6 protein-coding genes are annotated in these 8526 nt (G+C 39.3%); 5 read left to right on the top strand and 1 reads right to left on the bottom strand.

Annotation, left to right across the window (positions count from 1 at the left end):
• Positions 1–119: 119 nt before the first annotated feature.
• The 5 genes from paaY to M998_RS11705 all read left to right on the top strand — a co-directional run bounded on the left by paaY (position 120) and on the right by M998_RS11705 (position 6956).
• Entirely contained in the window at positions 120–722 is a 603-nt protein-coding gene (paaY, locus tag M998_RS11725) for a phenylacetic acid degradation protein PaaY (protein ID WP_068909010.1), read from the top strand.
• 1182 nt (positions 723–1904) lie between these two features.
• Positions 1905–2492 (top strand): fimbrial protein, encoded by a 588-nt coding sequence (locus tag M998_RS11720; protein ID WP_068438762.1) that lies wholly within the window; start codon positions 1905–1907, stop codon positions 2490–2492.
• 164 nt (positions 2493–2656) lie between these two features.
• A complete protein-coding gene (locus M998_RS11715; RefSeq protein ID WP_068909008.1) occupies positions 2657–3349 on the top strand; it encodes a fimbrial biogenesis chaperone in 693 nt (230 codons plus the stop codon).
• A gap of 36 nt (positions 3350–3385) precedes the next feature.
• Positions 3386–5878, top strand: coding sequence for a fimbria/pilus outer membrane usher protein (locus M998_RS11710; protein WP_068909006.1), 2493 nt, complete (start codon positions 3386–3388; stop codon positions 5876–5878).
• 13 nt (positions 5879–5891) lie between these two features.
• Positions 5892–6956: a fimbrial protein gene (locus M998_RS11705; protein ID WP_068909004.1), complete on the top strand. Its 1065-nt coding sequence runs from the start codon at positions 5892–5894 to the stop codon at positions 6954–6956.
• Positions 6957–6985: 29 nt separating this feature from the next.
• Here M998_RS11705 and M998_RS11700 read toward each other — a convergent pair whose 3' ends face one another.
• On the bottom strand, positions 6986–8512 hold the full coding sequence (locus M998_RS11700) for a DHA2 family efflux MFS transporter permease subunit (RefSeq protein WP_068909002.1): 1527 nt from the start codon (positions 8510–8512) through the stop codon (positions 6986–6988).
• Positions 8513–8526: the final 14 nt, after the last annotated feature.

Genomic DNA, 8526 nt, shown 5'->3' with positions numbered 1-8526 from the left:
AAATGAGGGAGTCGCTAGGAGCCTACATAAGTAGGTGACTAGTGCGAACGAATGCAGTCAACAACGCTGCGACTTGAAGTATGAAGAGTAAAAGTATGAAGAATATAGGAGTGCTATATATGCCATTTTATCAAATCGACGGCATTACCCCTGTGGTAAGCCCTGATAGCTTTGTACATCCTACCGCCGTCATTATTGGCGATGTGATTATTGGAAAAAATGTTTATATCGGGCCGAATGCTAGCTTACGTGGTGATTTTGGTCGCTTAATCATAAAAGACGGGGCCAATATTCAAGATAATTGTGTCATGCATGGTTTTCCACAATTCGATACTATCGTCGAAGAGGATGGGCATATCGGACATGGCGCTATTTTGCACGGATGTCATATTAAGCGAAATGTACTAGTAGGTATGAATAGCGTGATTATGGATGGTGCAATTATTGGTGAAAATTCAATTGTCGGTGCCTGCGCTTTTGTTAAAGCAGAAACTAATTTCCCTGAAAATGTCTTGATTGTTGGTACTCCAGCCAAAGTCTTACGTTCACTCACTGAGCAAGAGATTGCGTGGAAAAGCAGTGGTACTAAAGACTACCAACAGTTGGTCACTCGTTGTCTAGATTCATTTAAACAAATAGAACCATTGAGTGAAGTAGAAGTTAATCGTCCACAACTGAAATTTGAAAATATTATTCCTAAATCGATGCTAAGCTCAAAATAGTTGAGCATAGCGTATAGGTAAAAAAACCAAACTAAGCTAAAAACCATGTGGTTTGACAAATATGAGCTAAATTATGAGGTTCTCTCGTACAAACCTTACTATACCACTTGGTTTTTTTATGCGATTAAATTAACTATAAAGTTAATCTGTTTCTTGCCGATACTGATCCAGTAATAAAATATTACTCATGTAAAAATTTAACTTAGTAATTAAAATAGATATTTTTAATTGTCTTTTAATCTTCAGATAACCACTTTTATAATATGGTTATTATTGGTTTTTATAATATAAATAATTAACAAAAACCAATAAAGAACAAAAAATAGACAATGTTTATATTCAATTTTGTTATAAACAAAGTTTTTATAACAGTAAATTCGCTATAAATTACATAATGCTTTAAATAAAACTTCATTTAATTTAAAAAATATCTAATCATTAATTAAATTGACAAAATTATAGTCCGTCAAAAGGTAAACTTTGAGATTATAAAATTAGATTGAAGTGTGATTTAAAGTATAATTATGAAGGAACCAATTAAGAAACTTCTTATTTAACTTGCTGATTTAAATACTTTAAAACAGCTTAATTTACACAAACAACACATTCCGTTACAAGTTTTTAACGCTACAAACCCTATAATTATTTATATATAACTCCATATTAAATCAAATTAAAGAATTAACATTCAGACAACTATCTCATTACAACACATTTGGTGTAGTAATTGACTTTAACAGCCTCAAATACAATATATAATTTTTAAATATATAATGAATAACTTACCCCCTCTTTTTAAACAAATGATTATCCGTATAATGGCTGACGGTAATTTTTGATATAAGTCAAATTAACTAAAACACAATAAAATTGAAATATTAATTACTGACGTAATTATATGTGTTTTATTGTTTTTGATTTTTGACCTTACATCTGTGTAACTAACAAATTACTTTAATGATTAATTATGATTTTCTATTCAAATAGAAAGTTTATATATCCTAATTAATTCAAATTATATGACAGTGATATGCTTTCCATCCTAACTGTGCGGTAAACAATATCGTGAGATAACGCTAGGTCTATTAATGTTTGCCAAACAGAACATATAACTTGAAATACAGCCGGATAATTTTATTTCGTTTTACCATCATAAATATACGACTCTTCTCGGAGAAGAAAATGAACAATACATTTGCATTATCTGCTGCCACAGCGCTTATTTTATCAGCAAGTTCCGTTTTAGCAGCGGATAATTCAGCGGGTGGTGTAATTAATTTTAGCGGTGCTATCACTGACACAACCTGTACCATCAACGGTGGAAAAAGTGCAGATTTCACTGTTGCATTAAACCCAATTACGGTTACCGAAGCGGGTACCAAAACAGGTTTAATTGATAAAAATAAAAAAACAATTTCACTCACTTTTTCTGACTGTGCACCCGCAGCAAAAGTTGCTGATACCCCATTAACTATTCGTTTTTCATCAGCAGACAACATTTCAACTGATGGTAACTATCTGCAAAACACTACCGTTAACGAGAATGATCAAGCCGTCGCTCGTAATGTCGGTTTTGCTATCGCTAAGTCAGGTACTAATACCGCATTGCCATTAAACAAACCATTTGTTACCGATATTAAAGGTAATAAAACGAATCCAGCAGAGCCAGAAACATTAGCGTTGGATATTTACTACTACAAAACCAATGCACAGCCAGCAAAAGTCGGTAGCTTGAGTTCTAACGTGACCTATACCATTTCTTACCTGTAAATCCTTAATATACTCTTAATCCTTCAAGTTGCTTGGATGCTGCACTCGCTATGCTATCCGAATCCTAGGGTTTGGCTATCTTCGCTTTGTGCCTACAAGCAAATTGAATTATTGAGAATATTGCCAAGTTAAATAATTAGCTTGGCTTTTTTTGAGTAAAAAACATGCGATTACTTATTTTATTTTGTTTATTATTTAGCGTGAATTCAGTATTCGCTAATGTTGTGGTCAACGGAACTCGCGTTATCTACCCAGCGAGTAATAAAGAAACAATAGTACAGTTGATTAATAATGGAAATGATCCCGCACTGGTTCAATCTTGGATTGATGATGGTGATATTAATTCAACACCTGAAACCGCGAATGTTCCTTTCTTGCTTTCACCGCCTGTCGTAAAAGTCTCCGGCAATGCAGGGCAGCAACTACGTATTAAAAAGCTCCCCACTTCATTACCCACGGATCGCGAATCAGTTTTTTATTTAAATGTATTAGACATCCCGCCCACGCCTGAACACCTGCAAGGGCAAAATACGATGCAATTAGCGATAAAAACACGAATTAAATTATTTTACCGCCCATCGACTTTGCACGGTGGCGTTGAGGATGCACTTTCGGCTGTAGAAACTAAAGTTGAAAATCAAGGATTCCGTATTAATAACACCAGTCCTTTTCATATCACAATAGCCAATATTAGTGATGAGAAGGGTCAAAAACTGCTTTCTGAATCATTCATGGTTGCACCATTTTCAAATACCTTTGCACCCGCGAAAGTGCCCGTAAAGCAAGGTAAAAACTACAGCCTGTTATACGTTGACGATCTCGGGGCTTACAAAAATAAATCTGTGGTCGCTAAATAAATTTTCGTCATTTAATACGTAAGAGAATCAGCAATAATGAAGCAGCACGGCCATCATAAAAGCCTGTTGGCAATATGCCTATTTACCGGAATATCAGATTGTTGGGGAGTGAGTTTTGATACTTCACTACTCGCTGGTGATTCTGCGAAATCAGATCTATCTCGCTTTTATGAAGACCAAAGCATGCCTGCGGGCGTTCAAGAAATGGACGTTTATGTCAATGGTGACTGGAAAGGCCGCTACCCTTTTACTTTTACGGGTAATGAAAAAAATATCTATCTTGAACAGACTGAAGCCGGTTTACTTGGAATTTCACTACCGAAATTAGCTATCGACCAGCATGACTATGCGCTAGAGCAACTTGTTCAGGGGGGAAGTTATACGGTTGATGTCAGCACGCTTAGCATCAAGTTATCGATACCACAAAGCTTTGTTTTACGTACCGAAGTGGGCTATGTTTCCCCTGAGTTTTGGGACGATGGTGTGCCTGCTATTATTTTATCTTACAATTCAACTTACTATAAAACAAAATCTAAAAATGGGACAAAGCTATCTAGTGACGATTTTTATACCGGCTTAGAATCAGGTCTCAATATTGGCTCATGGCAATTTCGCGACAGTAGTACCCTTCGAAAGCATTCGGGTAATGACCTTAAGTGGCAAAATAATACCCGCTACATCCGAAAATCGCTGCCAATGCAAAAATCGAATCTCATCGTAGGCGATTTCTATTCACCCGGCACATTATTTGATTCCATGCGTGTCCGTGGCGTATCCCTCGCCTCTGATATAAATATGCGCCCAACCTCCCAGCAAGGTTTTGCCCCTATCGTGCGTGGCGTTGCACAAACTAATGCTCTCGTAGTCGTGATGCAAAATGGCAGTGTCATTTATCAAGAAAATGTTCCACCAGGACAATTTACCCTTGATAGCATACAACCAACAGGCTCCGCAGGTGATTTATTGGTTATCGTGCAAGAAGCCAATGGCCAAGAACAATCATTTACCGTTCCTTTTTCTGCCGTCCCTGGCATGTTAAAAGAGGGAGTTAGTAATTACGCCCTGATTGCCGCTAAGGTGAATCAAGATGGGGGAAATTATCATCCTTCGTTTATTCAGGGAACGATTGAATATGGCTTCAATAATTTAATAACGGGATATGCAGGTGCGATTGCCAGTGAAGATTATCAAGCTTATCTCATTGGCTCAGGTTGGAATCTGCCTATTGGGGCAGTTTCAGTCGATATTACCCATGCGGATACACAATTACCGAATGATACGCAGCACGGTCAAAGTATGCGAATTTCTTATAGTAAATTTGTGGACACCACGGCGACAAACTTCACGCTGGCAGCCTACCGTTACTCAACCAAAGGCTATTACAGTTTTAATGACGCCGTACATTCTCATGAAGGCTACCGCTTCTATCAAGATTCGTTAGATTTATACAATAAAAACATCGCAGAATATAAAGAAACGCCCACCTTTGATATCAATACATGGGATTCCATGCGGGGTGTTCGCCCTAAAAATACATTCACTTTAAATTTAAACCAACGACTCCCTGATGACTGGGGAACCTTTTATGTTTCGGGATCGCAGCGAGATTATTGGTCTACAACGCCAACAACTCGAGAATATCAATTAGGCTATGCTAATTCCTATTCGGATATCAGCTATTCTTTATCCGCTAGCCGAGTACGTGATGGACAAGGGAAAGAAGAAAATCGCTACTATGTTTCTATTAGCCTCCCCATGTCATTGTTCGATAATAATATTTGGGCAAGTACAGGGTTTACAGCAACCGATTCAGGCTATCAACAAAGTACGATTTCATTGAGTGGCGCAGCACTTGAATCTAATCGCCTCAGCTATGCTTTTTCTGGCAGTAATCAGCAAGGAGGACAAAATATGGCCAGTGCAAACTTAGCTTATCGTGGAAATATCTCTACTTTTGGCGGGTCGATAAGCGAATCTGGCGATTACCGTCAAACCGGCCTGAGCGCGAGAGGAAGTTTGGTTGCAATTCCATGGAATGTGCTGGTTTCAAATGAAATTGGCAATACGATGACCATTGTAAAGGCCCCGAAAGCAAAAGGGCTGATGATTAATGGTGACCAAAGTATCATGACGAATGCGGACGGGTTAGCGCTTGTTCCTTATGCCACCCCATATCGAAAAAATTCGATTACATTATCCAATACTGAAGATACCGAAGGTGCTGAAGTCATTGGTAACATTGCAAATAATGCACCACTGGAAGGCGCTGTAAGCTTAGTGAGTTTCAAAACAGACCCCCGTAAATCATGGATTAGTCGCGCCATATTTTCAGATGGCAAAGCCCTGCCGTTTGGTGCAGAAATTCTGAGTATCGAGGGTGAATCTATCGGCTATGTTGGCCAATCCAGCGTGCTTTATTTAAAAGCAGAAACTTTCCCCACACAGGCAATTGTGCGATTAACTCATGGAAATTGCACGGTGAGCGGCTTGACGGAAAACCTTGATAGCTCACCTGCTATTTGCCAGTAAAGAGATTAATTTCATGATAAAAAGCATTATCGCTTTGTTTCTATTATCCTTTAGTAGTTTGAGTCAGGCTATTTGTTATGGTGATGGTATCCGTTACGCATCACCGATTAATATTGATCTGTCCGATAAGCTATCGCCCGCGACACCGGAATGGACGACCACGGTTTCCACTCAATATGCTGGCAATTTCAGTTGCTCGACTTATCAAAGTGAGTTTGGTTATACCAAAATATTAAGTACTGAGGATAGGTATGCCACCGTACTCGGTTTTAATGGTGGTAAATATAATGTAAGAGCGGAAATTATTAATGATATTCCGAATCTCAAATTGAAAAAAAGCGGTTGGCATTCTGCATCAGAGCTCAATAGCAGTATGACACTCAAGTTTTCCTTGGTTTCTCAAAAGGGAAAAGAGGTCGCGGGTAATTCGGTCAATTTATACGATATTTTATTTGTTACCGATTTAAGCGGTATGTCGTTATTTGATATTTTGCTTTGGCCTTTAAAGCAAGTGGTTAAAATCCTACAATGGTTATTTAATGGATTTCATTGGCCTTATGACAGTCGAGATATGTATGGGCAGCCTTTAATTTTAAAATACGCCCCGAAGCTAACCACCTGCCATTTCCAAAATTCGGGATTAGTGGTTTCGCTCCCGACCCTTGGTCGTAATCAAGTATTAAATGATAGTCGTGCTGGCTACACGCCTTTTACACTCAATATGCGCTGCGAAAATTTGGGTAACAATAATACCTCTGAGCGTGATATCGATATCTTTTTATCCAGTAATAATTTGCTCAGCACTGACCGAACGGTACTCATTGATAACTCGGCTAATGCCGCTAAAGGTGTGGGGTTAAGATTAGTCAAAACCAGTGATAGCCAACAACCGTTAGTGCTATCGACCACCCAAAATAGCCGCGGCAATGCAACATCCCTTTTTTATGTCAAAGCCGGTGGTCAACTCGATCCTAATTTTATGATCCCAATGGCAGTTTATTATTATCCATGGGATCCTAAACAAATCACGCAAGGGACGATCAAAACGACCGCCATCTTGAATGTTGTTTATCCTTAAGAATAAATAGCGCACAGGCGAGCTGTGCGTTATTTATTTGCATTACCGCCAAACGGCGGTTTGGCAAACCAAACAGTAATAATCAGCGCGATAAATACCCATCCGCATAACCAGAAGATTTCATTCGCCGCAATAATCAATCCTTGGCTAGTAATTTGTTCAGCAATATAACCTGATGTTTGCTCCGAGGACATACCATGCGCCGCCATCTCCTGATACATCTGCAATGATTCAGGATTGTAATCGGTAATATAATCCGTCAATTGGCTATGATGCACCGCTTCTCGATCGCTCCACATCGTGGTAGTAATTGATGTACCAATTGAGCCCGCCAAGGTACGGAAAAAGTTAGCTAGACTGGATGCCGAGGCCAATTTTTCGGGAGGCAAACCCGATAATGTCAGCGTCGTTAATGGCATAAAGAAACATGCAACCGCCATTCCCTGTACTAACTGAGGCCAAACAACGGCGGAGAACCCCATACTTGGCTCAAAGGTATACGCTCGCCAAAAGAAACAAATTGCATAGAAAACAAAGCTAAAGGTGACTATCCATCGGATATCAAGGAAGTCAGATAGTTTTGCTACTGGTGCTGAGAATAATACTGGCAATAAGCCTATCGGCGCCAGCGCGAGACCTGCCCAGGTTGCCGTGTAGCCATATACCTCCTGTAGCAATTGAGGGAGTAAAACGATTGCCCCGAAATAGGCCATATAAGCTAAACTGACTGAAATAGTGCCTATCGTAAAGTTTCGCGATTTAAATAACGAAAGTTCCACAATCGGGTTTTTATCGGTTAATTCCCAAATAACGAGGAAAACTAAGGCTATTGCGGAAATAACTGCCAATATCACGATTTCGTTAGAAGCTAACCAACCAAGCTCTTTTCCTTTATCTAACAGAACCTGAAGACAGCCAACACCCACAGAAAGTAGTGCTAAGCCAATCACGTTGAATGGTACCTTAACCACTTTCGATTCCATCCCTTTGAATATTATTGTACTAACAATAATAACGAAAATACCTAAAGGGATATTCATAAAGAAGATCCAGCCCCAATGGAAGTTATCACTAATATAACCGCCAAAAATTGGACCGAATACCGGTGCTAAGATGATAGTCATTGACCAAAATGCGAGTGCCATATTTTGCATTTTGGGTGGGTAACAACGCATGATAAGACTTTGGGAAAGCGGAATAACTGGCCCTGCAACAGCACCTTGCAAGACTCGATACATAATAAGCATGCCAAGGCTATCAGAGAATCCACACAGCAAAGAGAAAATAGTGAATAACCCTGTTGCCCATAAGAAAACACGGATTTCACCAAAACGCTTTGCTAGATAACCTGAAATAGCGATAGAGATAGCATTAGAAACGCCAAACGAAGTGATTACCCATGTTCCTTGGGATACCGAAACGCCAAGATTTCCAGCAATCGTCGGGATCGCTACGTTTGCAATCGTGGAATCCAATACCTGCATAAAAGTGGCGAGGGACAACGCGATTGTTGCCCAAACCAGTTTTGCGCCCTTTAGTGGTTGAATATCTGCCACAGCCACTCCTTTCG

This window comes from Providencia heimbachae ATCC 35613, from assembly GCF_001655055.1.
GTDB classification, from domain to species: domain Bacteria; phylum Pseudomonadota; class Gammaproteobacteria; order Enterobacterales; family Enterobacteriaceae; genus Providencia; species Providencia heimbachae.
This window is presented reverse-complemented; position numbering and strand designations above follow the sequence as displayed.